This window comes from Streptomyces sp. NBC_00104 (assembly GCF_045160825.1).
Lineage (GTDB): Bacteria > Actinomycetota > Actinomycetes > Streptomycetales > Streptomycetaceae > Streptomyces.
In genome coordinates this window covers 1242555-1267256 of record NZ_CP108215.1, presented here as the reverse complement: position 1 = coordinate 1267256, position 24702 = coordinate 1242555, and the positions used below count along the sequence as shown (strand labels likewise).

General features: G+C 70.2%; 21 protein-coding genes and 3 pseudogenes. 11 read left to right on the top strand and 13 right to left on the bottom strand.

Annotated features, from left to right (window positions below; translation table 11 throughout):
- The first annotated feature begins 10 nt into the window (after positions 1-10).
- From OG272_RS05425 to OG272_RS05410, 4 genes are all read left to right on the top strand, one after another.
- Positions 11-430 carry a DUF742 domain-containing protein gene (locus OG272_RS05425; RefSeq protein ID WP_326584694.1) on the top strand — a complete coding sequence of 140 codons (420 nt, stop codon included), beginning with the start codon at positions 11-13 and terminating at the stop codon, positions 428-430.
- A gap of 187 nt (positions 431-617) precedes the next feature.
- Positions 618-1223, top strand: coding sequence for an ATP/GTP-binding protein (locus tag OG272_RS05420; protein WP_326584695.1), 606 nt, complete (start codon positions 618-620; stop codon positions 1221-1223).
- Between the two features lie 224 nt (positions 1224-1447).
- Positions 1448-1861 carry a roadblock/LC7 domain-containing protein gene (locus tag OG272_RS05415; protein ID WP_326584696.1) on the top strand — a complete coding sequence of 138 codons (414 nt, stop codon included), beginning with the start codon at positions 1448-1450 and terminating at the stop codon, positions 1859-1861.
- 129 nt (positions 1862-1990) lie between these two features.
- On the top strand, positions 1991-3019 hold the full coding sequence (locus tag OG272_RS05410; RefSeq protein WP_405892696.1) for a DUF6397 family protein: 1029 nt from the start codon (positions 1991-1993) through the stop codon (positions 3017-3019).
- Positions 3020-3027: 8 nt separating this feature from the next.
- Here OG272_RS05410 and OG272_RS05405 read toward each other — a convergent pair whose 3' ends face one another.
- Positions 3028-3903: an acyl-CoA thioesterase II gene (locus OG272_RS05405; RefSeq protein ID WP_326584698.1), complete on the bottom strand. Its 876-nt coding sequence runs from the start codon at positions 3901-3903 to the stop codon at positions 3028-3030.
- 19 nt (positions 3904-3922) lie between these two features.
- A complete protein-coding gene (locus OG272_RS05400; RefSeq protein WP_326584699.1) occupies positions 3923-6436 on the bottom strand; it encodes a DUF3516 domain-containing protein in 2514 nt (837 codons plus the stop codon).
- Between the two features lie 166 nt (positions 6437-6602).
- Between OG272_RS05400 and OG272_RS05395 the strand changes: the two genes are divergently transcribed.
- Positions 6603-7397 (top strand): metal-dependent hydrolase, encoded by a 795-nt coding sequence (locus OG272_RS05395; RefSeq protein WP_327731000.1) that lies wholly within the window; start codon positions 6603-6605, stop codon positions 7395-7397.
- Positions 7398-7459: 62 nt separating this feature from the next.
- On the opposite strand, the gene OG272_RS05390 is transcribed toward OG272_RS05395, so the two are convergent.
- From OG272_RS05390 to OG272_RS05380, 3 genes are all read right to left on the bottom strand, one after another.
- The gene (locus OG272_RS05390; RefSeq protein ID WP_326584701.1) at positions 7460-7930 is read right to left on the bottom strand and encodes a DUF5709 domain-containing protein; all 471 of its coding nucleotides are present in this window, start codon (positions 7928-7930) and stop codon (positions 7460-7462) included.
- Between the two features lie 459 nt (positions 7931-8389).
- Positions 8390-10171: an ABC transporter ATP-binding protein gene (locus tag OG272_RS05385; RefSeq protein ID WP_327731001.1), complete on the bottom strand. Its 1782-nt coding sequence runs from the start codon at positions 10169-10171 to the stop codon at positions 8390-8392.
- Positions 10168-12048, bottom strand: a complete 1881-nt coding sequence (locus OG272_RS05380; RefSeq protein WP_327731002.1) for an ABC transporter ATP-binding protein — start codon at positions 12046-12048, stop codon at positions 10168-10170. Before OG272_RS05380 ends, OG272_RS05385 begins: the two co-directional genes overlap by 4 nt.
- Before the next feature lie 295 nt (positions 12049-12343).
- On the opposite strand from OG272_RS05380, the gene OG272_RS05375 reads away from it, so the two are divergent.
- The 3 genes from OG272_RS05375 (at position 12344) to OG272_RS05365 (ending at position 16392) form a co-directional block, all read left to right on the top strand.
- On the top strand, positions 12344-13087 hold the full coding sequence (locus OG272_RS05375; protein WP_327732333.1) for a hypothetical protein: 744 nt from the start codon (positions 12344-12346) through the stop codon (positions 13085-13087).
- Between the two features lie 79 nt (positions 13088-13166).
- Positions 13167-14825 carry a peptide-N4-asparagine amidase gene (locus OG272_RS05370; protein ID WP_405892693.1) on the top strand — a complete coding sequence of 553 codons (1659 nt, stop codon included), beginning with the start codon at positions 13167-13169 and terminating at the stop codon, positions 14823-14825.
- 145 nt (positions 14826-14970) lie between these two features.
- Positions 14971-16392: a cation:dicarboxylate symporter family transporter gene (locus OG272_RS05365; RefSeq protein WP_326584705.1), complete on the top strand. Its 1422-nt coding sequence runs from the start codon at positions 14971-14973 to the stop codon at positions 16390-16392.
- A 195-nt stretch (positions 16393-16587) separates the two neighbouring features.
- On the opposite strand, the gene OG272_RS05360 is transcribed toward OG272_RS05365, so the two are convergent.
- Positions 16588-17043 (bottom strand): MarR family transcriptional regulator, encoded by a 456-nt coding sequence (locus tag OG272_RS05360; protein ID WP_327731004.1) that lies wholly within the window; start codon positions 17041-17043, stop codon positions 16588-16590.
- Positions 17044-17137: 94 nt separating this feature from the next.
- Here OG272_RS05360 and OG272_RS05355 point away from each other — a divergent pair, with 94 nt between their 5' ends.
- Both OG272_RS05355 and mltG read left to right on the top strand, forming a co-directional pair.
- Positions 17138-19003 (top strand): ABC transporter ATP-binding protein, encoded by a 1866-nt coding sequence (locus tag OG272_RS05355; RefSeq protein WP_327731005.1) that lies wholly within the window; start codon positions 17138-17140, stop codon positions 19001-19003.
- A gap of 43 nt (positions 19004-19046) precedes the next feature.
- Positions 19047-19928, top strand: a complete 882-nt coding sequence (gene mltG, locus OG272_RS05350) for an endolytic transglycosylase MltG (protein ID WP_326584708.1) — start codon at positions 19047-19049, stop codon at positions 19926-19928.
- A 69-nt stretch (positions 19929-19997) separates the two neighbouring features.
- Here mltG and OG272_RS05345 read toward each other — a convergent pair whose 3' ends face one another.
- The 5 genes and pseudogenes from OG272_RS05345 to OG272_RS05325 all read right to left on the bottom strand — a co-directional run bounded on the left by OG272_RS05345 (position 19998) and on the right by OG272_RS05325 (position 22520).
- Positions 19998-21074, bottom strand: a complete 1077-nt coding sequence (locus OG272_RS05345; RefSeq protein ID WP_327731006.1) for an NAD(P)-binding domain-containing protein — start codon at positions 21072-21074, stop codon at positions 19998-20000.
- Positions 21075-21133: 59 nt separating this feature from the next.
- A pseudogene (locus OG272_RS05340) lies at positions 21134-21331 on the bottom strand (alkanesulfonate monooxygenase); the annotation flags it as partial.
- Positions 21331-21774 (bottom strand): annotated as a pseudogene (locus OG272_RS05335) (ABC transporter substrate-binding protein); the annotation flags it as partial. The pseudogenes OG272_RS05335 and OG272_RS05340, both read right to left, overlap by 1 nt.
- Before the next feature lie 4 nt (positions 21775-21778).
- A pseudogene (locus tag OG272_RS05330) lies at positions 21779-22276 on the bottom strand (ABC transporter permease); the annotation flags it as partial.
- A 160-nt stretch (positions 22277-22436) separates the two neighbouring features.
- Positions 22437-22520: a putative leader peptide gene (locus tag OG272_RS05325; RefSeq protein WP_383991831.1), complete on the bottom strand. Its 84-nt coding sequence runs from the start codon at positions 22518-22520 to the stop codon at positions 22437-22439.
- A 144-nt stretch (positions 22521-22664) separates the two neighbouring features.
- Between OG272_RS05325 and OG272_RS05320 the strand changes: the two genes are divergently transcribed.
- Positions 22665-23087: a secondary thiamine-phosphate synthase enzyme YjbQ gene (locus OG272_RS05320; protein ID WP_326584710.1), complete on the top strand. Its 423-nt coding sequence runs from the start codon at positions 22665-22667 to the stop codon at positions 23085-23087.
- Between the two features lie 141 nt (positions 23088-23228).
- Here OG272_RS05320 and OG272_RS05315 read toward each other — a convergent pair whose 3' ends face one another.
- A complete protein-coding gene (locus OG272_RS05315) occupies positions 23229-23927 on the bottom strand; it encodes an SMI1/KNR4 family protein (protein WP_405892689.1) in 699 nt (232 codons plus the stop codon).
- Between the two features lie 32 nt (positions 23928-23959).
- Positions 23960-24388 (bottom strand): hypothetical protein, encoded by a 429-nt coding sequence (locus OG272_RS05310; protein WP_405892687.1) that lies wholly within the window; start codon positions 24386-24388, stop codon positions 23960-23962.
- Positions 24389-24702: the final 314 nt, after the last annotated feature.

The window sequence follows — 24702 nt, the reverse complement described above, 5'->3', positions numbered from 1 at the left end:
GGGCGTGCTCATGACCGAAGGCAGCAACACCGAAGCCTCGCACGAGCCGCCGGACAGCCGGTGGTACGACAACGAGGCCGGGCCGCTCGTCCGTCCCTACGCCATGACGGGCGGCCGCACGAGGCCCGGCCCGAACGGTGCCCACTTCGACCTGATCGCGCTGGTCTCGCTCGACACCGGCGCACCCGGCGTCGACGACGACACCTCGCTCGGGCCGGAACACCGCTCTCTCCTCGAACTGTGCCGTACCGAGACCCAGTCGGTCGCCGAACTCTCCGCGGGTGCCGACCTGCCCGTCGGCGTGGTGCGGGTGCTCCTCGGCGACCTCCTGGAGCTCGGTCATGTCGCCGTCAGCCGCCCCGTACCGCCCGCGCAGCTGCCGGACGAGCGGATCCTGCGCGAGGTGATCGAGGGGCTGAGGGCCCTGTAGATGAACAAGCACATGGGTTCATCCCGTACCGACTTGTGCATCCAACCCGGCACCGAACGCGCACAAGCGGTCGGTGACATGAAATAGCGGTCCAACGCCACACCGAGGAGTGGCAGTTGCCATGATGCTGACTCCGCACAGCCGAATCCATGTCGACCACGGCCGACACTCCCGAGAGAAGTGATCGATGGTCTCCGAGCACTCCGATGAGACAGACGGCGACACGGGCGCCCTGGCACTGAAGATCCTTGTCGCAGGCGGATTCGGCGTGGGCAAGACCACCCTGGTCGGCGCGGTCAGCGAGATCAGGCCGCTGCGCACCGAGGAACTCCTGAGCGAGGTGGGCCAGTCGGTCGACGACACCGACGGGGTGGACCAGAAGGTCACCACCACCGTCGCCATGGACTTCGGTCGCATCACCATCAGGTCCGGGCTCTCGCTGTACCTGTTCGGCACACCGGGGCAGGACCGGTTCTGGTTCCTGTGGGACGAACTGGCGCAGGGGGCGTTAGGCGCCGTCGTCCTCGCGGACACGAGGCGACTCCAGGACTGCTTCCCGGCAGTCGACTACTTCGAGCACCGGCACATCCCGTTCGTGGTCGCCGTCAACTGCTTCGCGGGAGCCCGCTCCTACGGCGCCCCGGACGTCTCCCGCGCCCTCGACCTGGATCAGGGCACCCCCGTGGTCCTCTGCGACGCCCGTGACCGCGACTCGGGGAAGGAAGTGCTGATCCGGCTCGTCGAGTACGCCGGACGGATGCACACCGCCCGGCTGCTCGACTCCGTGGGCTGAACCGGCGTCGACACGGCCGCTCCTGGCCGGTTTCCGTCCCTTGACACTGTTGTTTCGGGCGGGGAAGCGCCCGTTGTCGCCGTTCGCGAAGAAGGCCCGCCCATCCTTGTCGGTCATCTTCCTTGCCATGTCCCCATCCTGCTTGCTCCGACGGCAGCAGTGGGGAAGGCTGAATCGTCGGATCCTCCTTGGCAGGGGGAACGACGAAACGGGGAGTACGAACAATGGTGCAGAACGCGGGACTCGGTTGGCTGCTGGACGATCTGACCGAGCGCGTGGAACCCATACGGCACGCCTTGGTGCTGTCCACCGACGGACTCGTCACCGCGGCGAGTACCGGCCTGCGGCGCGAGGACTCCGAACACCTCGCCGCGGTCTCCTCGGGTCTGCACAGCCTCGCCAAGGGCTCGGGCCGCCACTTCGGAGCCGGTGACGTACGGCAGACGATGATCGAGTTCGACGACGCGGTGCTCTTCGTCACCGCTGCCGGACCGGGCAGCTGCCTGTGCGTCCTCAGCGCCGCGGAGGCGGACATCGGTCAGATCGCCTACGAGATGACGCTGCTGGTGAACCGTGTCGGCGAACACCTCCGCGTGGATGCCCGTAAGCCTGAACACTCGGCCGCGATGGACCGCTGACCTGGTCTTTCGTCGTTGTGGGCAGAGTTATCCACAGGGCCGCCACGACATGCGGCGAACGGGCTACGGTTTTTCCCGAGGCGAGCGCGAGACCAGCGCGAGCACCACACCGCACGGGGGAGAACCGCCATGTCCGGCGACACCATCACGCAGCCCATCACGCGCACCACGACCACCGAGCCCGGCACGCCCACCACGTCGAGCGGCGCCCCGGCAGCGGCCGGGGCGACCGGCCGCACCCTCACTCCGGGCCGTGCCGCCCGCGAACTGGGCCTGAAACGGAGCGAACTCGACCTCGCCGTACAACTGGGTTGCCTACGAACGGTCGTCGACGACGCGGGCGGAGGCCGTCGGGTCACCCGAGCGGAGATCGACCGGGTCCGTAAGGAGGAGGGCTTCCCGGAAGCTCTGCGGGAACGGGTCGAGGCCGTGGGCTCCCACGCGGCCGCCGAGATCCTGGGCGTGCCGACCTCTCGGTTCATGCGTCTGGCACGGCTGGGCCTGGTCACGCCGGTCAAGTGGCATCTCAACCGCTACCGCGCGGTGGTCTGGCTCTATCTGGCGGTCGAACTGAGGCAGTTCGTCGCCGACGGGAAGAACACCCAGTGGCTGACGGGCCGTATCCCGGAGGAACTGAGGCGTCAGCTCGACGCGGGGCTGGACCTGCGCGCACGGAACTGGCGAGGACGGCATCTCGGATTCCTGCTGCGGCAGGCCGACGACCCCTGGCGGCGCGCCGCCGCCCCGGCCTCCCTGCTCGATCCGATCCAGGTCGCGAGGACCGTCCAGGACCCCCACGAACGCGCCCACTTGACCCGCCACCTGCCCGAGCGGGCCGACCACGGCACCCCCGACTCGCCGGCCGCACGGATCACCACACGGATCATGACGGCGGACGACCCGGATGAGATCGAATGGCTGCGGACGGACCTCCAGCAGTCCCTCATCGAGGCCCGCGCCCACCGACTCGCGCCGAGGCCACGCCGGAAAGCGCCGGCGTCGACCGCCGCCGCCCGACACGAGACACCCGTCGTGGCTGCGCGATCTGCGCACTCACCCCAGGGCGGGCGGCGTCCCGGGAAACCGCGGCCGACAGCGGGCACGGCTCCCGAGAGGCGACGCGGCCTGTTGGGATGGCTCCGGAGCGGAAAGCACTGACCCGCCGGTCAGGCGCCGAGCTTGCGGAACAGCCCTTCCTGCACGACGGACACGAGCAGACGTCCCTCGAGGTCGTAGATGCGGCCACGAGCCAGCCCGCGGCCGCCCACCGCGATCGGGGACTCCTGGTCGTACAGGAACCACTCGTCCGTGCGGAACGGCCGGTGGAACCACATGGCGTGGTCCAGCGACGCCATGTCGAAGCCACGGGGCCCCCAGAGGGGCTCGACCGGGATACGGACGGCATCCAGAAGGGTCATGTCGCTGGCGTACGTCAGCGCACAGGTGTGCACCAGAGGGTCGTCGCCCAGAGGGCCCACGGCCCGCATCCACACCGCGCTGCGCGGCTCGGCGTTCTCGACCTCCTCGGCGGTCCAGCGCAGCCGGTCGACATACCGGATGTCGAAGGGCTGACGCCGGGCCATGCGCTCCAACTGCTCGGGGAGCGTGCCCAGATGCTCGGTGATCTCCTGCGTCACCGTCGGCAGCGACTCGGGGTCCGGCACCTTCCGGGCGGGCGGCAGCTGGTGCTCGAAACTCCCCTCTTCAGGCTTGTGAAAGGAGGCGGTCAGATTGAAGATCGTGCGGCCCTGCTGCACGGCGGTGACCCGGCGCGTGGTGAACGACCGCCCGTCGCGGACTCGCTCGACCTGGTACACGATCGGCACGCCCGGACGGCCCGGGCGCAGGAAGTACGCGTGCAGCGAATGCACCGGCCGGTCGCCCTCCGTGGTCCGCCCGGCGGCGACCAGCGCCTGGCCGGCGACCTGGCCGCCGAAGACCCGCTGCAGGGACTCCTGCGGGCTGCGCCCACGGAAGATGTTGACCTCGATCTGCTCCAGGTCGAGCAGGTCGACGAGCCGCTCGGCGGGGTTGGTGGTCATGTACTGGCCTCTCCTGTGCTCACAGCTGACCGACGTCGGTGACCTTGACGACGGCGCGTCCCTCGGTGTCGGAGGCGGCGAGGTCGACCTCCGCGCTGATGCCCCAGTCATGATCGCCGTTCGGGTCGGCGAAGGTCTGGCGGACGCGCCACAGTCCGTTCTGCGGCTCCTCCTCGATCATCAGCAACCGCGGGCCACGGGCGTCGGGACCGGTGCCGAGCTCCTCGTACTCGTCCCAGTACTTGTCCATGGCCTCGCCCCACCGCTCGGCGTCCCAGCCGGACTCGGCGTCCAACTCGCCCAGCTCACCCACCTGGTCGAGGGCGGCCAGCTCGACACGGCGGAACATGGCGTTGCGGACGAGGACACGGAAGGCACGCGCGTTGGAGGTCACCGGCTTGACCTGGTCGGCCCTCTCCTGGGCCTCCTCGGCGGTCATCACCTCGGGGTTGGCCAGTTGCTCCCACTCGTCGAGGAGACTGGAGTCGACCTGACGCACCATCTCGCCGAGCCAGGCGATCAAGTCCTCCAGATCGTCCGACTTCAGGTCGTCGGGGACCGTGTGGTCGAGGGCCTTGTAGGCGCCGGCGAGGTAGCGCAGCACGATGCCCTCGGTGCGGGCCAGCTCGTAGTAGGAGGTCAACTCCGTGAAGGACATGGCTCGTTCGTACATGTCCCGGATCACGGACTTCGGCGAGAGGGGATGGTCGCCGACCCAGGGGTGGCTCTTGCGGTACGTGTTGTACGCGTGGAAGAGCAGCTCCTCCAGGGGCTTGGGGTAGCTGACATCCTGGAGCCGCTCCATGCGCTCCTCGTACTCGACCCCGTCCGCCTTCATCGCGGCCACGGCCTCACCGCGTGCCTTGTTCTGCTGGGCGGCGAGGATCTGCCGCGGGTCGTCCAGCGTCGACTCGACGACCGACACCATGTCGAGGGCGTACGACGGGGACTCCGGGTCCAGCAGTTCGAACGAGGCCAGCGCGAAGGTGGACAGTGGCTGGTTGAGCGCGAAGTCCTGCTGGAGATCGACCGTCAGCCGGACGATGCGGCCCTCGGCGTCCGGCTGGTCGAGCTTCTCGACGATGCCGCCGTCGAGGAGCGAACGGTAGATCGCGATCGCCCGACGGATGTGCCGCAGCTGCTGCTTGCGCGGCTCGTGGTTGTCCTCCAGCAGATGGCGCATCGCCTCGAAGGCGTTGCCCGGCCGGGCGATCACCGACAGCAGCATCGTGTGGGTGACGCGGAAGCGGGAGGTGAGCGGCTCCGGGTCGGAGGCGATGAGCTTCTCGAAGGTGTTGTCGGTCCAGCCGACGAACCCCTCGGGTGCCTTCTTGCGGACCACCTTGCGGCGCTTCTTCGGGTCGTCGCCGGCCTTGGCGAGCGCCTTCTCGTTCTCGATGACGTGCTCGGGCGCCTGGGCCACCACGTAGCCCGCGGTGTCGAAGCCGGCCCGCCCGGCACGCCCCGCGATCTGGTGGAACTCACGGGCCCGCAGCGTCCGCACCCGGTTCCCGTCGTACTTGGTGAGGGCGGTGAACAACACGGTGCGAATGGGGACGTTGACGCCGACGCCGAGCGTGTCCGTGCCGCAGATGACCTTCAGCAGACCGGCCTGTGCCAGTTTTTCCACCAGACGCCGGTACTTGGGCAGCATGCCGGCGTGGTGCACACCGATGCCGTGCCGCACGTAACGGGAGAGGTTGCGGCCGAACTTGGTGGTGAAGCGGAAGTTGCCGATCAGTTCGGCGATCCGGTCCTTCTCCTCCCGCGTGCACATGTTGATGCTCATCAGCGCCTGTGCCCGCTCCACGGCCTGCGCCTGCGTGAAGTGCACGATGTACACGGGAGCCTGTTTGGTGGCGAGCAGCTCCGTGAGCGTCTCCGTCATCGGGGTCAGCACGTATTCGTAGGAGAGCGGCACCGGGCGGGTCGCCGAGCGGACCACCGAGGTGGGCCGGCCGGTGCGCCGGGTGAGGTCCTTCTCGAACATCGAGACGTCGCCGAGCGTCGCCGACATCAGGATGAACTGTGCCTGCGGGAGCTCCAGGATCGGGATCTGCCAGGCCCAGCCGCGGTCGGCCTCCGCGTAGAAGTGGAACTCGTCCATCACGACCTGGCCGACGTCGGCGTGCTTGCCGTCGCGCAGCGCGATGGACGCCAGTACCTCGGCGGTGCAGCAGATGACGGGGGCGTCGGCGTTCACGGAGGCGTCGCCGGTGAGCATGCCGACGTTCTCGGTGCCGAAGATCTTGCACAGCTCGAAGAACTTCTCCGAGACGAGCGCCTTGATCGGGGCCGTGTAGAAGGTGACCTCGTCCCGGGCGAGGGCCGCGAAGTGCGCGCCCGCCGCGATCATGCTCTTGCCGGAGCCGGTGGGCGTCGACACGATCACGTTCGCGCCGGAGACCACCTCGATGAGCGCCTCCTCCTGATGCGGGTAGAGGGTGAGACCGCGTTCCTGGGCCCACGACTCGAAGGCTTCGTAGAGGGCGTCGGGGTCGGCGGTCCGCGGCAGCTGATCGATGAGGGTCACGCCCCCATCTTGCCTGCCCGCGCACCTGATGGGGGAATCGGATGCCGGACCGAAGATCGCGAACGCTACGCTGTGGCGCCGACGCGGCGTCAGCGCACCTGGACAACTGGACAGCGGCACAAGGCGCCTGGACAGCGGCACGAACGGAATGGGACGGGGCACGGCCATGATGGGACCAGCACACTCACTGTCGGGAGCCGCGGCCTGGCTCGGCGTAGGGGCGGCAGCGGCCGCCACCGGGCACACCATGCCCTGGCCGGTTCTCCTGGTCGGTGCGCTGATCTGCGCGGGTGCCGCGCTCGCCCCGGACCTGGACCACAAGGCGGCCACGATCTCGCGCTCCTTCGGTCCGCTGTCGCGCTGGGTGTGCGAGATCGTGGACAAGCTCTCGTACGCCGTCTACAAGGCGACGAAGAAGCAGGGCGACCCGCGCCGCTCGGGCGGGCATCGCACCCTCACGCACACCTGGCTGTGGGCGGCACTGCTCGGTGCCGGCGCCTCCGGCATCGCCATCACGGGCGGCCGCTGGGCCGTGCTGGCCATCCTCTTCGTCCACTTGGTGCTGGCCATCGAGGGTCTGCTGTGGCGGGCGGCCCGGGGCTCGAGCAGCGATGTGCTGGTGTGGCTGCTGGCCGCGACGAGTGCCTGGATCCTCGCGGGTGTCCTGGACAAGCCGGGCAACGGGGCGGACTGGCTGTTCACGCAGCCGGGCCAGGAGTACCTGTGGCTCGGGCTGCCGATCGTGCTCGGCGCGCTGGTGCACGACATCGGGGACGCGCTGACCGTATCGGGATGCCCGGTCCTGTGGCCGATACCGATCGGGCGCAAGCGCTGGTACCCGCTGGGCCCGCCGAAGGCCATGCGGTTCAGGGCCGGCAGCTGGGTGGAGCTGCGGGTGCTGATGCCCGTGTTCATGGTGCTCGGGGGAGTGGGCGCGGCGGCAGCGCTGAACGTCATCTGACGCGCCGCGGCCACCACCGACGTGGCGGTCGTTCGGTCCCGGACGGCTCCTTCGAGGGTGGGTCAGCCCGGCTGGGATTCCTCGTCCACGATGTGCATCGCCGCTTCCTCGGCGGAGGCGGCCGCCCCGTCGATGCCCACGTCGGTGGCGATCAGCCCGCTCTCCTCGTCCTCGTGCGAACCCTCGTCGGGGGCGACGAGACGGCCGGAGCGGAGGTCTCCCACCTCGTTGTCCAAGGGCTCGCCGTCGGTGTCCCGGGAGTCGCCGATGCCGTCCCCGTCGGGGTAGGCGATGTCAGGGAGCTCCTCGGCGAGGCGCTGCTCCAGGGTTTCGCCGCGCAGTCGCTCCGCCGCCGTCACACCGGTGTGCTCCACAGCCCATGGCCGCTCCGGTGGGGACCAGCCCCGGTCGAGGGGGTCGGTCACACCGTCGGCGACCAGGGTGTCCTCGGCGTCCAGCAGCCCCGCGTCGTCCTGGATCTCGGATCCGTCTGGCTGGTAGACGTCGTCTCCCCATCCGCCGGCTCTGTCCACGGGTGCCTCCAGTGGTGGGACGGGCCCGGTGCCACCGCTCGGCGACGGTGGGCGCGCGGGCCGCTGGGCTGCGGCCCGAACCCCGCGAACCGGGCGGTTCACGGGCGTCCCCCGAATCAGTGCCCACCACCAGCCTTCCACTCGCGTTCGGCACCGCGCAACGGCAGGGGGCCGGAGACCGCCGGACCACCTGGCCGTCGCCCACCCGGACGCGGCCCTTCCGGGGCGCGTCCGATCCGGGTAGGGCGGCAGGGCACGGCCTGGGCGGCCCCGCAACCGCCGGTGGCCCGGGTTCGGGCCGAGGTCTCCCCGCCGAGGGGCACCGAACCCGCGACGGCTGCGGCGCCGAGCGAGTCGACCGGGCACGGGACCGTGACGGCTGCGGGCAGGTTCACCGGGCACGGGACGGTGGCCCCGCGTCCGCCGGTCACACCCGTGACGGCCCCGCCCCCGAGCCGGTCAGCCGTGCCACGACCTCCACAGGGCGGCGTAGGCGCCGTCGGCCTCGACCAGTTGGTCGTGGCTGCCCAGTTCGCTGATGCGGCCGTTCTCGACGACGGCGATGACGTCGGCGTCATGGGCGGTGTGCAGCCGGTGGGCGATGGCGACGACGGTGCGGCCGTCGAGGACGCGGGCGAGGGAGCGTTCCAGATGGCGGGCCGCGCGCGGGTCGAGGAGCGAGGTGGCCTCGTCCAGGACCAGCGTGTGCGGGTCGGCGAGGACCAGTCGGGCCAGCGCGATCTGCTGGGCCTGTGCCGGAGTGAGCGAGAAGCCGCCGGAGCCGACCTCCGTGTCCAGTCCCTCGTCCAGGGCACGTGCCCAGGTGTCGGCGTCCACCGCGCCCAGTGCCGCCCACAGCTCGGCGTCCTGCGCAGCCGTGCGGGCGAGGAGCAGGTTGTCGCGCAGAGAGCCCACGAACACATGGTGCTCCTGGTTGACCAGCGCCACGTGCGAGCGGACGTCCTCGGCGGGCATCCGGGAGAGCTCGGCGCCACCCAGGGTGATGCTGCCGTCGCGGGGCGCGTAGATCCCGGCGAGGAGCCTGCCCAGGGTCGATTTGCCCGCGCCGGAGGGGCCGACGAGGGCGAGTCGGGTGCCGGGCGCGACCTCCAGGGACACCTTGCGCAGGACGTCGACGCCGTCGCGGTACCCGAAGCGCACCTGGTCGGCGTGGACATGACGCCCCTCGGGGGCGACGGCCGGGTCGCCCGCCTCCGGCTCGATGTCCCGGACACCGACCAGGCGGGCCAGCGACACCTCGGCGACCTGCAGTTCGTCGTACCAGCGGAGGATCAGGTTGATCGGGTCGACGAGCATCTGGGCGATGAGCGCGCCCGTGGTCAGTTGCCCGAGCCCGATCCAGCCCTGCAGGACGAACACCCCGCCGATGATCAGGACAGAGCCGAGGATCGTGGTGTGCGTGAGGTTGATGACGGGGAAGAGCACCGATCGCAGCCACAGGGTGTACCGCTCCCAGGCGGTCCACTCGCGGACACGCTGGTTGGACAGGTCGATGCGACGGGTGCCGAGGCGGTGGGCCTCGACGGTGCGGCCGGCGTCCACCGTCTCCGCGAGGACGGCGGCGACGGCGGCGTACCCGGCGGACTCCGAGCGGTAGGCGGAAGGGGCGCGCTTGAAGTACCAGCGGCAGCCGACGATCAGCAGCGGCAGGGCAAGCAGTACGGCGAGGGCCAGTGGGGGTGCGGTCACGGCGAGTCCGCCGAGGAGCAGCGCCACCCACACCACGCCGATCGCCAGCTGGGGCACGGCCTCGCGCATGGCGTTGGCGAGCCGGTCGATGTCCGTGGTGATGCGGGAGAGCAGGTCACCCGTGCCGGCGCGTTCCAGGACTCCCGGCGGCAGTCCGACCGACCGGACGAGGAAGTCCTCGCGGAGGTCGGCCAGCATCCGCTCGCCCAGCATGGCGCCGCGCAGTCGCACCTCGCGTACGAAGACGGCCTGGATGACGAGGGCGACGACGAACACCGTCGCCGTGAGTTCCAGATGGAGCTCACGCGCATCGTCGGCGACCCGTTCGACGAGTGCGCCGAGCAGGTAGGGGCCCGCCATCGAGGCGACGACGGCGACCGTGTTGACGGTGATGAGCAGGGCGAAGGCCCGGCGGTGCCGACGGAACAGTTCGGCCACGTAGGCGCGTACGGTCGCGGGGGCACCGACGGGCAGGGTGTTCGCCGTCGTCGGGGCGGCCGGGTCGTAGGCCGGTGGCGCCACGCCGATCATGCGGTCTCCTCGATCTCTTCCAGTTCGTCCAGCACGTCGCTGAGGGCGGTCTTGCGGTCTTGCGGTCGGCTCGTGAGGGCAGCCTTCCTGGCGGGCCCGGCGGCCGGGGTGGCCTTCTCGTCGGGCCCGTCGGCCAGGTCGGCATCCTCGTCGGTCTCGCGGGTGACGACGGCCCGGTACCGGGGTTCCTTGTGCACCAGGTCGCGGTGGACGCCGACCGCCACGACCTCGCCGCCGTGTACGAGGACGACGCGCTCGGCGAGGTCGAGGAGGAGGGGCGAGGAGGTGAAGACGACCGTCGTGCTGCCGGCCCGGAGCGATCGGATGCCGTCGGCGACCCGGGCCTCGGTGTGCGAGTCGACGGCGGAGGTCGGCTCGTCCAGGACCAGTACGCCCGGGTCCGTGATCAGGGAGCGGGCCAGTGCGAGCCGCTGGCGCTGCCCGCCGGACAGGGATCGGCCGCGCTCGGTGATCCGCGCGTCCATCGGGTCCTCGGCCTCCAGCGACCCCTGGACCAGGGCTTCCAGCACATCACCGCACTGGGCGGCGGCCAGCGCCGCCTCGGCGGTGACCTGGCCCGAGGCGGGGACGTCGAGGAGTTCGCGCAGCGTGCCGGAGAGCAGCACGGGGTCCTTGTCCTGGACGAGGACGGCCGTGCGGGCGGAGTCGATGGGGAGCTCGTCGAGCGGTACGCCGCCGAGGAGGACGGAGGTGCCCTCCTCGGGGGCGTGGCCACCCAGCCGCTCCGCCAGCCGTCCGGCCGCGTCCGGGTCGCCGCACACCACCGCGGTGAGACACCCGGCGGGCGCCAGTAGCCCGGTCGCCGGGTCGTACAGGTCTCCGACGGGCACGGACGCCTCTCGGGACCCCTCGGTGTCCGTGGCCCGCTCCAGCGACAGCACCCCGGCGGCCCGCTTGGCGGACGGACGGGAGAAGGAGTACGCCATCGCGATCTCCTCGAAGTGCCTGAGCGGATACGTCAGCAGCATGACGGCGCTGTACACGGTGACCAGTTCGCCGACCGTGATGCGGCCCTCGCGGGCGAGACCCACGCCGTGCCAGACGACCGCGATCATCAGCAGCCCCGGCAGCAGCACCTGGATGCCGGAGATCAGGGCCCACATACGGGCGCTGCGGACGGCGGCGTGACGGACCTCCTGCGAGGCCCTGCGGTAGCGGTCCAGGAAGAGGTCCTCGCCGCCGATGCCGCGCAGGACGCGCAGACCCGCGACGGTGTCGGAGGCCAACTCGGTGGCACGGCCCGCCTTCTCGCGCTGGAAGTCGGCACGCCGGGTCGCGCGGGGCAGCAACGGCAGGACGGCCAGGGCGAGGACAGGGACACCCACGGCGACGACGATGCCGAGCGCGGGCTGGTAGACGACCAGACTGACACAGACCAGCACCACGGTGAGGGCGGCGGCGGTGAAGCGGGAGACGGCCTCGACGAACCAGCCGATCTTCTCGACGTCGCCCGTGGAGACCGCGACGACCTCACCTGCCGCGACCCGGCGCGTCAGCGCCGAGCCGAGCTGTGCCGTCTTGCGGGCCAGGAGCTGCTGGACGCGCGCGGCAGCCGTGATCCAGTTGGTGATCGCCGACCGGTGCAGGAAGGTGTCGCCCAGCGCGATGGTGAACCCGCACAGCACCAGCAGCACGCCCGCGAGGGCGAGCCGGGAGCCGGAGCGGTCCACCACGGCCTGGATGGCGAAACCGACGCAGAACGGCAGCCCGGCCACGGAGGTGAAGTGCAACAACCCCCAGGCCAGCGCCTTGAACTGCCCGCCGAGCTGATTCCGGCCGAGCCACCACAGGAATCGGGGACCCGAGCGCGCGTCCGGCACACCCGGGTCTTGATACGGAAGGTCTTGAATCTGCATGACGTCCCAGAGGCTCGTGTCAGGGTGGGGGAGAGTCGGGAGAAAAGGGGTGGCGTGGTCCAGCGACCGGCCGTGAAAGGTTCGCGTCGCAGCGTGGTCGGAAGCAAACGGTTTTCCGGCGCCGGGCAAAGTTTCGGCCTGGACTGTCCGGGTGGGGCCCGACGAGCGGGACGGCGGGCGCATGGGTCCGGTGCGCGGTGCGACGATGGACCGCATGCGAAGAGGCGGTACGAGGCGGGGACGAACCGGCGTGACGAGCGATGTGGATGCGGGCCGTGCGCACGACGAGGGTGTGATGAGGGGCGCGGCTCGTGCCGCGCTCGCGGCGGCGGTCTGTGGTGCGCTGGTGATGTCCCTGGCGGCGTGCGGCGGTTCGGGCGACACGACGGGCGGGGCCAAGGCCGACGCCACGAAGTCCGGGGACACGACCGACCGGGCCGAGGCGCGGACCGTGGACCCGACCCGTATCCCGGATGTCGGCGACCGTCTCCAGAAGCAGATCCCCGCCGAATCCCGCCAGGTCGTGGCCGTCTACGGAGAGGGCGAGAACGACGCGGACGCCACGGTCGTCCTGTACACGAAGAGCGGTTCCACCTGGAAGAAGACCCGCAGTTGGGACGGGCACAACGGCAAGAAGGGGTGGACCACCGATCATCGGGAGGGCGATCGGCGCAGTCCCGTCGGTGTGTTCTCGCTCAGCGACGCGGGGGGTGTCCTCGCCGACCCCGGTGCCAAGCTCCCGTACAGCCGGTCGGCGTCGTTCCAGGCGCCGCATTACTGGGCCAAGTCGCACTGGCACGACTTCGACTACGTCATCGCCATCGACTACAACCGGGTCAAGGGCACCTCGCCGATCGATCCGACGCGGCCCGAGGGTCAGTCGAAGGGCGGCAGTATTTGGCTGCACATGGACCACGGCAGCGGCACCTCGGCCTGCGTCAGCCTGTCCAAGTCGGGCATGGAGTACCTGCTGCGCACCCTCGACCCGGCCCAGCACCCGGTGATCGTCATGGGGGACAAGGCGGAGCTGAAGGCCTGAGGCGCCAGGTGCTCGCGCGCACTCTTGTGGCCGGAGATCTTATTGCGGCGAGGTGTCGACTCCCCGTAGAACTCCGGCCATGAGAAGCCGGATCATCATGTCCATGCTCGCCGGAGCGACCCTCCTGGCGAGCACCCTCCTCGCAGCCACCCCCGCCCAATCCGCAGTCGGCTCCGCCACCCTCGCCCGGACGGCTCAATCCGGCGAATCCGCCGACGTCCCCGCCGAGTTCGGCACCGACTGGCACGACCCGATCACCGCCGCCCCGCCCGTCACCCGACCCGACCACGCGAAGTCGTGCGAAGTGACCGTCGCCAAGGCGCAGTTCAAGGACTTCACGCCGTACCGGGGGACCTACGCGCCGCCGGGGGACTGCGGCACACGCTGGAGCAAGGTCGTCCTGCGATTCGACGGAAAGGTGAAGGGCCGCCAGTTCGACCGCCTCGGCCATCTGCACATCGGCGGCGTCGAGGTGTTCCGGACGTCCACGCCGCAGCCTTCGCCCGACGGCATCGAGTGGTCCGTGGAGAAGGACGTCACGCGCTACAGCGACACCCTGCGCACCACGCAGCCCGTGGAGATGCTCATCGGCAACGTCGTCGACGACACGTACACCGGAATCCTCGACGTCGAGGTCACACTGACCTTCTACGTGGGCAGGCCCGACGCGGAGACGGCGAAGGCCACCCCCGACCGCGTCGTCACCCTCCAGGAGGGCGACACGCTCACCACCCCGCGCAACAGCGAGCGCGTCATCGCCGAGGTGTACGCGACCGGGTCCGGCGGCGGCTGCGAGGAGTACTGGTATCTGACGGTTCCCGAGGAGGCGCCGTACTCCTGCAAGGCGGACGAGGGGCCGTACCGCGAGGTGCGGATCGAGGTGGACGGGCAACTGGCCGGAATCGCCGCGCCGTTCCCGACCGTGTGGACCGGCGGCTGGTCCAACCCCTTCCTCTGGTACGTCGTCCCCGGCCCCCGCGCCTTCGACATCCAGCCCCTCCGCTACGACCTCACCCCCTTCGCGGGTCTCCTCAACGACGGCCGCCCGCACCGGATCGAGGTCTCCGTCGTCGGCGTGCCTGAAGGGCAGACCGGCTGGAGCACCCCGGTCAACGTCCTCGTCTGGCAGGACGCGAAGAGGGAACACGTCACCGGCGCCCTGACGAAGGTCCAGGCGGGCGACCTCGCCAACTCGTCCACGTACACGCCCGGCGCGGAGCACCGCCTCGACACCGACGGCAGCCACCGGCTGACCGTCGCCGGGTACGTCGACACCTCGCACGGCCGGGTGACGACAACCGTCCGCCGGAGCCTCGCCAACATCTCCACGCACACCTGGTCGGACGGCGAGAACCCCGACGCGCTCGACGCGACATGGAGCGACGACGAGACGGTCACCGTCGACGGGCGCGGACCGGCCCGGACGACACGCGTCCAGCGGTCGTACACGATGGACGGAACGACCACGCTCGGCGCGGGCGACCGGCTGCGGACCGTGCTCACGCTCGGCGACCGGGCCACGGTCACCGAGACGCGGGGTGGACGCCGTACAGCGTGGTCCCGGCTCGACGACACCTACACCGGTGACGCCACGTACACGGCGAACGTGCCGCGCGACCAGCGGCATGCGGTCGGGACGACGAGTGAGCGCTACCGAGCGTACGGATCGGGCGGCTGCTACGACCGTTCGCTGGTCTCCGTACAGGGAGTGCTGGCGGAGGACCGAATGGGCTGTTGACGCCGTATGCGTGCGATGTGACGTCTGTTCGATGATTTACATCGGTGAAACGCGGGGGTCTTCCCCGTGAGCGACAACTCCTCGATAGTGATCGGCGCGGAAGCACTTTTCCGCATGACAGAAAGTTCCTTCGGAGGAGTGCCCCGTGCCGCAGTCCGTACCGTCCCTGCCGCGACGCGTCGCACGCATGCTGCGTACCTCATTGTTCGCACAAGTCGGTGTCGCGCTTGTGCTCGGAATCGTCGTCGGAAGGTTGTGGCCGGACACGGCCACGACCTTCCAACCGCTCGGCGACGGTTTCATCCGTCTCATCAAGACGGTCATCTCGCCGCTCGTGTTCTGCGTGGTCGTCGTCGGCATCGCCAAGGCCGGCAATCTCAAGGCCTTCGGACGGATCGGCCTCAAGGCGCTGATCTGGTTCGAGATCGCCTCCACGGCCGCGCTGCTCATCGGTCTGATCGCCGCCAACGTCTTCGGCCCCGGCTCGGGCATGAACGTCGACCCGTCGAAGCTCGACACCTCGGCGGTCGACGCGAAGACCGCCGGCGGCGAACTGCCGACGACCGGCGAGTTCATCCTGAACGCGCTGCCGCAGAGCGCGATCGGCGCGTTCGCCGAGAACTCCCTGCTCCAGGTGCTCGTGCTCGCCTGCCTCGTCGGCGCCGCGCTGCTGCACCTCGGCCACACCAAGGTGCCCAAGATCCTGCCCGCCATCGAGCAGGCCCAGGAAGTCATCTTCGCGATCGTCGGCTTCGTCATGAAGCTGGCCCCGCTCGCCGTGTTCGGCGCGATGGTCCACCTGGTGGGCGAGTACGGCCTCGGCGTGATGAAGACCTACGCCAAGCTGATCATCCTCTGCTACGCCGTCGCCCTCGTGTTCCTCGTGCTGCTGGGCGTCGCGCTGAAGCTCGTGACCGGGCTGAGCCTGTGGAAGTTCGTCCGCTACACCCGTGCGGAGATGCTGCTCGCGCTGGGCACCGCCTCCAGCGAGAGCGTCATGCCCCGCATGATGCAGAAGCTGCGGCAGGCCGGCGCCCGTGACGACGCCGTCGGTCTGGTGCTGCCCACCGGGTACTCCTTCAACCTCGACGGCGCGTCCATCTACCTCTCCATCGGCACGCTGTTCATCGCGCAGGCCGTGGGCGTGGACCTCAGCCTCAGCCAGCAGATCACCGTCATCCTGGTCCTCATGCTGACCAGCAAGGGCATGGCCGGCATCCCCGGTTCGGCCTTCCTCGCCCTGTCGGCGACCGCCTCCTCGCTCGGCGCCATCCCCGCCGGCGCCGTCGCCCTCCTCCTCGGCGTCGACCGCATCATGGACTCGATGCGCGTCGTCACCAACCTCCTCGGCAACTGCGTCGCCGTCTTCGCGGTGTCGAAGTGGGAGGGCGCGCTGGACACCGACCGGGCGAAGAAGATGCTTGACGGGGAGATCCAGTTCGTGGAGGAAGAGGACGAGGCCGCCGAAGAGGAGGTCGGGCCCCAGACCGCCGAGACCCCCGCGAAGGCAGAGGCTCCCGCGCTCTCCAAGGCTGAGGCGAAGGAGCCCGCGCACGAGGTGAGTTGACCGCTCCTTCTCCGGACTCCCGGATGCGAAGGGCCCGGCGCAGAACTCAGCGCCGGGCCTTTTCGCGCGCCTTCGGTCCGGACTGCCTTCGTGCGCCTTCGGTCCGGGCTGCCTTCGTGCGCCCTCGGTCCGGGACTGCCTTCGCGCTCCCTCCGGCCGGGCCCCTTCGTACGCCCTCCCACACGCCCCCCGGCTTCAGCAGCGCCGCTCCGCACCCGGCGCGCCGTCCACCAACGTGTCGAGCAGCCCCCCGAGCACCCCCCGCTGATCGTCCGACAGTGGCGCCAGGATCTCCTCCGCCGCCGACCGTCGCGCATGGTGAAGCTCCCGCAGGACCTTGCGGCCCTCGTCCGTGACCTCTATCCGGATCACCCGGCGGTTGGTGGGATCGGGCGCCCGGCGCACCCGGCCGCTTTCCTCCAGCGCGTCGACCAGGGTCGTCACGGCCCGGGGTACGACCTCGAGCCGCTCCGCCAGATCGGCCATGCGCGGCGGCGCGTCGTAGTGCGCGAGGGTGCGCAGCAGTCGGGACTGCGCCGGGGTGATCTCCAACCCGCTCTGCTGGAGGTGGTGCTTCTGGATGCGGTGCACACGGCGTGTGAGGCGCAGCAACTGCTCGGCGAGCAGACCGTCGGCGTCGGGGGTGGTCATACGGGAACAATATCAGGACCATGTTCATTGTGAGCATAGGTAACAATGAGCTAAGCTCCGTCAGTCCGATTCACCTCACCTCCCGTAGGAGCCCATGCATCCCGACCACGACCCCACCTGGGCACCGTCCGGTGAGGCGCAGGAACAGCCCCGACAGGTGCGCCGCATCCTGAAGCTCTTCCGTCCGTATCGCGGCCGGCTCGCGATCGTCGGCCTGCTCGTCGGCGCCGCGTCGCTGGCATCGGTCGCCACGCCCTTCCTCCTCAAGGAGATCCTCGACACCGCGATCCCCGAGGGCCGCACCGGCCTGCTGAGCCTTCTTGCCCTCGGCATGATCCTGAGCGCGGTCCTCACCAGCATCTTCGGTGTCCTGCAGACGCTCATCTCCACGACCGTCGGCCAGCGGGTCATGCACGATCTGCGTACCGCCGTCTACGGCCGGCTGCAGCGCATGTCGCTCGCCTTCTTCACCCGGACCCGCACCGGCGAGGTCCAGTCGCGCATCGCCAACGACATCGGCGGCATGCAGGCGACCGTCACCTCCACGGCCACCTCCCTGGTCTCCAACACGACCAGCGTGGTCGCCACGGTCGTCGCCATGGTCGCCCTGGACTGGCGCCTCACCGTGGTCACGCTGCTCCTGCTGCCGCTGTTCGTGTGGATAAGTCGCCGGGTAGGCAGCGAACGCAAGAAGATCACCACCCAGCGCCAGAACCAGATGGCCGCCATGGCCGCGACGGTCACCGAGTCGCTCTCCGTCAGCGGCATCCTGCTCGGCCGCACGATGGGCCGCGCCGACTCTCTCACCAGGTCCTTCGCCGAGGAGTCCGAGGGGCTCGTCGACCTGGAGGTCAGGGCCAACATGGCCGGGCGCTGGCGCATGGCCGTCATCACCGTCGTCATGGCCGCCATGCCCGCCGTCATCTACTGGACCGCCGGCATCGCGTTCCAGTTCGGCGGTCCGTCCGTCTCGGTCGGCACGCTCGTGGCCTTCGTCTCGCTCCAGCAGAACCTGTTCCGGCCGACCGTGAGCCTGCTCTCCACCGGCGTGCAGATCCAGGCCTCGCTCGCCCTCTTCCAGCGCATCTTCGAATACCTCGACCTGCCGATCGACATCACCGAGCCCGAGCGCCCGGTCCACCTCGACCAGATCAAGGGCGAAGTCCGCTTCGAGAACGTCGAGTTCCGCTACGACGGTGAGGGCGGCAGGCGCGGGGACGGCGTCCCGGGGCGCCCGATCCTCGACGGCATCGACCTCACCGTGCCGGCCGGCGGCAGCCTCGCCGTCGTCGGGCCCACCGGCGCCGGCAAGTCCACGCTCGGCTGCCTGGTGCCGAGGCTGTACGACGTCACGGGCGGCCGGGTCACCCTCGACGGGGTCGACGTCCGCGACCTCGACTTCGACACGCTGGCCCGGGGCATCGGCGTCGTCTCCCAGGAGACGTATCTCTTCCACGCCTCGGTCGCCGACAACCTGCGCTTCGCCAAGCCGGACGCCACCGACGAGGAGCTGCACGCGGCGGCGCGGGCGGCGCAGATCCACGACCACATCGCGGCCCTGCCCGACGGCTACGACACGATCGTCGGCGAACGCGGCCACCGCTTCTCCGGTGGTGAGAAGCAGCGCCTCGCCATCGCCCGCACCATTCTGCGCGACCCGCCGGTCCTCATCCTGGACGAGGCGACCAGTGCCCTCGACACCCGTACCGAGCACGCGGTGCAGCAGGCCATCGACGCGCTCTCTGCCAACCGCACCACCGTCACCATCGCCCACCGGCTCTCCACCGTCCGGGAGGCCGACCAGATCGTCGTTCTCGACTCCGGGCGCGCCGTGGAGCGCGGTACGCACGAGGAACTGCTGGAGAGCGGCGGGCGGTACGCGGCGCTCGTACGGCGGGACGCGCGGCTCAAGCCGGGCCGCGAACTGACCAGGGCGCCGAAACCGGTACCGACAAGATGAAGATATGCCGGGTTTGAGGTGATATGCGGGTTACCGTGCCCGCATGCAGATGAACACTCCGCCACGGAGCACGATTCGACTGACGCGCCGGGGCCGGGCCGCCCTCATCGCGACCGGAGCCGTCGTGGCGGCCACCGCCGTGGCGGTGCCGCTGCTGAGCGTGGAGGGCGGGGGTGGCGAGGCCGAGCGCCCGACGTCTCTGGTGATCCCGGAGGGCTGGCGCTCCGGCCAGGTCTACGAAGCCGTCGACAAGGCCCTCGCCCTGCCCGCCGGATCCACCAAGAAGTCCCTGGTCAAGGCCAAGCTGATGCTCCCGGCCGACGCCGAGGGGAATCCGGAGGGCTATCTCTTCCCGGCGACGTACCCCTTGAAGGAGAAGTCGACCCCCGAGTCCCTGCTGACGTCCATGGTCGAGAGCGCGAACAAGAAGTTCAACGGCGGTCAGGTCACGGCCGGGGCCCAGCGCAACGCGATGAACGTCTACCAGGCGGTCACCATCGCGAGCATCATCCAGGCCGAGGCGGCCACCGAGGAGGACATGGGCCGGGTGTCCCGGGTCGTCTTCAACCGCCTGGAGCGCGGGATGCCGCTGCAGATGGACTCCACCATCAACTACGCGCTGAACCGCTTCACGCTGGACAGCACCGCCGACGACACGAAGATCGACAGCCCGTACAACTCGTACCGGCGCATGGGTCTGCCGCCCACACCGATCGCCAACCCGGGCGAGGCGGCGATGCGCGCCGCCGTCAATCCGACGCAGGGGGACTGGCTGTACTTCGTCACGGTCAAGCCGGGCGACACCCGCTTCACGGCGGACTACCAGGAACACCTGCGCAATGTCGCCGAGTTCAACGAGAACCGGAGGAAACGGTCGCCGAGCGCCGGGGCGAGCACCGGGGCTCCCTCGCGGACGGCCGGCTGAGGGCCGTGCCGAGCCGGTTCGAAACTCCGTCGAGCCGGCTCGGGACCTCTGTCGAGTCGGCTCGGAACGTCAGGCGGCGGCGGGCTCGTTCGCCAGCAGTCGCCTGATGTCCCGCACCGCCGCGCGGCCGGCGCGGTTGGCGCCGATGGTGCTCGCCGAGGGGCCGTAGCCGACCAGGTGGATCCGTGGGTCGGCGATCGCGCGGGTGGCGTCGACGCGGATGCCGCCGCCGGGCTCGCGCAGCCGCAGCGGGGCCAGGTGGTCGACGGCGGCGCGGAAGCCGGTCGCCCAGAGGACGACGTCGGCGTCCACGCGACGGCCGTCGTCCCACTCCACGCCGTCGGGTGTGATCCTGTCGAACATCGGCAGCCTGTCCAGGACGCCGTCCGCGAGGCCCTGGCGGATCGCGTCGTTGAGCGGCAGCCCCGTCACCGACACGACACTCTTCGGCGGCAGCCCCTGCCGCACCCTCTCCTCCACCAGGGCGACGGCCGCCCGCCCCGCGCCCTCGTCGAACGGCCCCTCGCGGAAGACGGGCGGACGCCTCGTCACCCAGGTCGTCGCGGCGGCGTAGCGCGCGATCTCCAGCAGATGCTGCGTCCCGGATGCGCCCCCGCCCACCACGACCACCCGAAGCCCCGCGAACTCCTCGGGCCCCGGGTACTGGGCGGTGTGCAACTGCCGCCCACGGAACGTCTCCTGGCCGGGGTAGCGCGGCCAGAACGGCCGGTCCCACGTACCCGTCGCGTTGATCAGCGCCCGCGTCGACCACGTACCGTCCGAGGTCTCCACCAGCAGCCGTCCGCCCTCGCCCTCACGCACCGCGCGAACGTCCACCGGGCGCCGTACCCGCAGGTCGAAGGCGTGCTCGTACGAGTCGAAGTACTCCCTGACGACCTCGGCGGACGGCCGTGCCGGATCGGCCCCCGTCAGCTCCATGCCCGGCAGCGCGTGCATCCCGTGCACCTTGCCGTACGTCAGCGACGGCCAGCGGAACTGCCAGGCGCCGCCCGGGCCGGGGGAGTGGTCCAGCACCACGAAGTCGCGCTCCGGCTCGAAACCGGTGCGGCGCAGGTGATAGGCGGCGGCCAGACCTGCCTGGCCGGCGCCTATGACGACTACCTCGACCTCACGCGTGTTGTTCACGCTTCTACCAACGGGGAGGGTGCCTCGGATCTTCCCGTCTTCCCGGCGACCTCCGAAGGTCAGCGCCCGCCGGCCACGATAAGCGGCGCCCCGGCCGCAGTCGAGCCGGCGCCCGCCAGCAGTCCGCGCGCCGCCAGCTCCGGAATCACGCCTTCCCCGAACCAGTACGCCTCCTCCAGATGCGGGTAGCCGGAGAGCACGAAGTGCTCCACGCCCAGCGCGTTGTACTCCTCGATCAGGTTCGCGACCTCGGCATGGCGATCTCCTGCTCGGAGGCGATGAGCGGCTCGTCCACGGCGACCGGGACCCGGGTGGTGTAGGTGCGCTTCACCGCTGCCAGCGCCACGTCCTCGGGCAGCCCGGTGTCCTTCGCCCAGACCTTCGCCCACTCCTCCTCGTGCGAGTACACCCACGTGTAGGCGCGCCGCAACCGCTCCAAGTAGTCCTTGATCGCGGCGGACTTCTTCCCGTCCGCGAGCGCGGTGGGCGCCGCCACCTGGAAGGTGAGGCCGTTGGTGATCCCGTCCCCCGTCGTCAGGACGCGCCCCTGCTGGGCCTTGAGCACCTGCGAGGTGTACGGGTCCCACACCGCCCAGGCGTCGACCTTGCCGGAGGTGAACGCGGCGAGCGCGTCGGCCGGCTGGAGGTACTTGACCTTGACGTCGCTGAACTTCAGCCCGGCCTTCTCGAGGGACGCGACGGCGAGGGAGCGTTCGGGCCTGCCCGGCAGGCCGAGCAGGACGGTCCTCACCGGCCCGGAACAGCCCTGAGACCAGGGCGAGTCCGGTGCCGACGACGGTCTCGAACAGCAACCCGAGCGCGACCCGCTGCAACGACGTTCCCATCGCGGAGGGCAGCGAGCCGTCAGCGATCACGTCTCCGCCCACCTGCGCGATCCGCCCCGGAGAGGCCAGCACGTCGGCGGTCAACACATCGGTGACGCTGAGGAGTTGCCAGAGCGTGAGCAACAGGAGCGGGCCGGAGGTGCGCCGTAGCCAGCGGGGGACGCGGGTGCGGCGGGTGGAGCTGGGGACGACGGGGGCGAGGTCGGGTCCGAGGCGGAGAGAAACGGTGGAGCCGGGTGAACCAGGAGAGGCTGGAGAGGCTGGAGTGCTGAGAGAGCCTGGCGAGCTGTTCTCGGCACGGCCCATATCCGGAATATCCGTCTCACCGGAATCGGGTGGGGCATGACTGATGCTCATGAGAGCTCCACGGGAGGAGAGCGCCGGTGGGTGGGGGCGGACGTGCGGCGTCGCCGCGTCGGACACAGGCCGACGGATCGCTCAGTGGACCCGGCTGGTCAGAGGTGCGGGTGGGGCGGCGCGCAGGGCCGAGGGGGAGGTGAAAACAGGCGAAGAGGCGTCAGCAGCCGCGGCGACATGCGGCGGAGGCCACCCGCAGCAGGTCGATGTGACCGCGCGAAGTGAGCAGGGCTGAACGCAACATGCGGCGAAATTAGCCAGCTGGTCCGCACACGGTCAATGGTGTCTCGCGAAGTGGACGCCGTGTAGCACAGGGTGCGCCCGATCCCGGCTGTGGTGCGGGCGGTCGCTCCCGTGTGACGCCCACGCGGTGCGCGAGGATGGAAGCATGTCCGATGCCTTCACCACCCGAGTCCTGAACATCGCCTCCGGCTCCCGCGAGCGGGTCGTCGACCTCACCGGCGACTGCGAGGCGTTCCTCCGCGAGGCGGCCGCCGGCCGGGACGGTCTCCTCAACGTCTTCGTCCCGCACGCCACGGCCGGCATCGCCATCATCGAAACGGGCGCCGGCAGCGACGACGACCTCCTCGCCGCCCTCCGTGACCTCCTCCCCGCCGACGACCGCTGGCAGCACCGCCACGGCACGCCCGGCCACGGCCGCGACCACGTCCTCCCCGCCCTCGTCCCGCCGCACGCCACACTGCCGGTCATCGCCGGGCGGCTGGAACTGGGGACGTGGCAGTCGGTGTGCCTGGTGGATACCAACAAGGACAACGTCAACCGTCACGTTCGCCTGTCGTTCCTCGGGTAGTGGACGGTAGGGGGACTGTAGGCGGGGTGTCCGGCCGCACCACATGTCATTCCCCACCTCAGGTGGGTTCGGCGTCAGTCAAACGTGAGCGTCCACAACCGCAACGCATACGAGTTCAACCACGCTCCCCAGCACCGCCTCCTATCGCGGACGCCGGAGCGGGCGACGCGCGGCGGCCTCGGCGCCCTCCACCCACTGGAGGTACCAACGTGCGAATCCGACCGGCGTCTGTGGCGTCCCGAGGGGGCTGAACTCACCGTCCCCGGGGCGGTCGTCCCTCCACATGCCGCCACGCTCCGGGCCTGTCAGGACGAGCCAGTAGCAGTAACCGCAGCCCTCGTGACTGAGCTTCAACGCACCGCGGGTGACCCAGTCGAAGAGTTCGTCACCCGCTGTCATCCAGGCGCTGTATGCCGCGAAGTACGCCTCTTCGTCGTCGAAGGCGGAAGGCAGTGGCTGCCTGTCGTCGTGCTCGCCCAGAACACGCCATCGTTCGTCCCCCGTCAGAAACGGAAGCCCCAGGTAGTCGTGGCGCATGGCGAGATCCACATTGCTCCACAGCCATCCTGCTGCCGTCCGACGCAGGATGCTGAGCCCGTAGCCCGGCCCCGCACCGCCGGCACCGACTTCGAGAAGGAAGCCCCGGTACTCCGCCGGCAGCGAGACACCCCACTGGGCCTCCGCCTCGGAGACCTCCGCCTCCGACAGCGGATCCATGAACCGGAAGTGATGACCCGCTCCCCCGGACAGGCTCCGGGCCCCGAAGACCTGCCGTGCCTCATCCACCCCGGCCAGAGCCTCTACCCGCTCGCGGACCCCACTCCAGATCGTCGCCCCCATGAACCGAACTGTAGGCCAAGGGAACGGCACTCTCACCCGTTGAAGTCGGTCCGGCTGCGCTGCCGTTCCTCGGCGGCCTTGTTCTGTTCGCCTTCGTCGGTGCCTTTGTCGACCGCGGCGGAGAAACCAGGCGTGTGTGAGGCGAAGTGGTTGTACGCCTCCGGGCCGAAGACGGCGTAGGCGGCCGCCGCCTCACCGGGAGCGTACGGCTCGGTCCGCTTCGCCGGGTCCAGATGCGCGTGACGCGCCCGCGCCTGACGGACCGCCTGATCGCCGCGATCCGTCAGCACGGGCAGCCGCAGCGCGGCGGGGTTGTCGTCCGAGATGGTGAGTACCCAGGCGACCACGACCATCGCGATCGCCGTCCACGTCGCCACCAGCCCGTACCGCCAGTGCAGGAAGAGGAACACCATCAGCGCGGCGAGCGGCAGGGTCAGTACGGCGACCGTCCAGGACCACACTGGGCGAGGCGCCTTGAAGTCGATGAACACCCCTCTGCCCCGTAAGTACCCCTCCGCGTGAAGGTTCTGGGCAAGCGGGTGCGTGACGCTGTGCGGGGCCACGGCAGCGGGGTTCCGGTAGGACGCGAGGGACCATTCTGCCGCTCCGTGTCCGAGGCGTCGGGCGCGGGTGTCCGATGGGAGGCCGAGTGCCGCAGGGTCGGCTTTCCGTCGTACGTCGTGCCCGGCTCCAGGACCCCGCGTGCCACCGTGTCGATGATCACCGTCCAGAACGCGCGATGGGTTCCGCCGTCCCCCTGCACGAGGACGGCGAC